At 77.7% G+C, this 984-nt stretch carries 1 pseudogene; it reads right to left on the bottom strand.

The annotated features are described in order from the left end of the window. Positions 1 to 60: 60 nt before the first annotated feature. Positions 61 to 984 (bottom strand): annotated as a pseudogene (locus tag GTW43_RS21745) (regulator); the annotation flags it as partial.

Below are 984 nucleotides of genomic sequence, written 5' to 3'. Positions count from 1 at the left end.
GGGGCGCGGGGAACTGCGCGGGAAGCCCCACCGGGCCGCGCCCGCCCGGGGACGAGGGGGTCAGCCCAGGGCGGCGACGCGGTCCCGGTACCCCCGGACGGGCCCCGCGTCGCGATACGGCTCCAAGCGCCGCTCGAACTCCCGCACATACTCGTGCGCCCGCACCGACCGCATGTCCGCCGCCGCGGCCGCCGCCTCCGCCCCCAGCGCACACGCGGAGTCGAGCTCCCCGAGCCCGAGCCGCGCCGACGCGAGCACCACCCGGCAGAACAGCCTGCTGCGCGCGAACCCCGGCGAGCGCAGTTGCAGCGAGCGCTCCGCGTGCTGCGCGGCGGCCCGGTACTGCCGCAGGTCCCGGTGGCAGTGCCCGAACTCGTCGGCCAGCTGCGCCTCGTCGAAGAACCGGGCCCAGGGCGGCACCTCGTCCCCCGGCCGCGCCGTCTCCAGCGCCCGCTCGGCCCGTACCAGCGACGCCGTGGAGGCCCGCACCTCGCCGAGCACCCCGTGCCCGCGCGCCTCCACCGCGTGCAGCAGCGCCTGCACGACGGGCGGGGCCGCCGTCCCGACGCCCTGCTGCGCGACCCGGGCCAGCTGGACCGCCTCCCGGCCGTGTCCGAGGTAGACGGCCTGCCGGCTCATGGTGACCAGCACATAGGACCCGTAGCTGCGGTCACCGGCGGCCTGCGCGAGCCGGAGCGCCTGGACGAAGTACCGCTGGGCGAGCCCGTGCGCCGCGATGTCGTACGAGGTCCAGCCGGCGAGCCGGGTCAGATCGGCGACGGCGCCGAACAGCCGGCGCCCGGTCTGCTCCCCGTAGGTGCCGCGCAGCATCGACTCGGCCTCGTGCTCCAGGTAGCGCACGAGCGCCTGCCGGGCGTGGCCGCCGCCGTAGGCGTGGTCGAGGGCGCGGAAGAGCTCGCCGACCGAGCGCAGCGCGGCGATGTCGCCCCCGGTGACCTTCTGGCCCGCGCCCCGCTCGGCGCG

This window comes from Streptomyces sp. SID5785, from assembly GCF_009870065.1.
Classification (GTDB): Bacteria; Actinomycetota; Actinomycetes; order Streptomycetales; family Streptomycetaceae; genus Streptomyces.
This window is presented reverse-complemented; position numbering and strand designations above follow the sequence as displayed.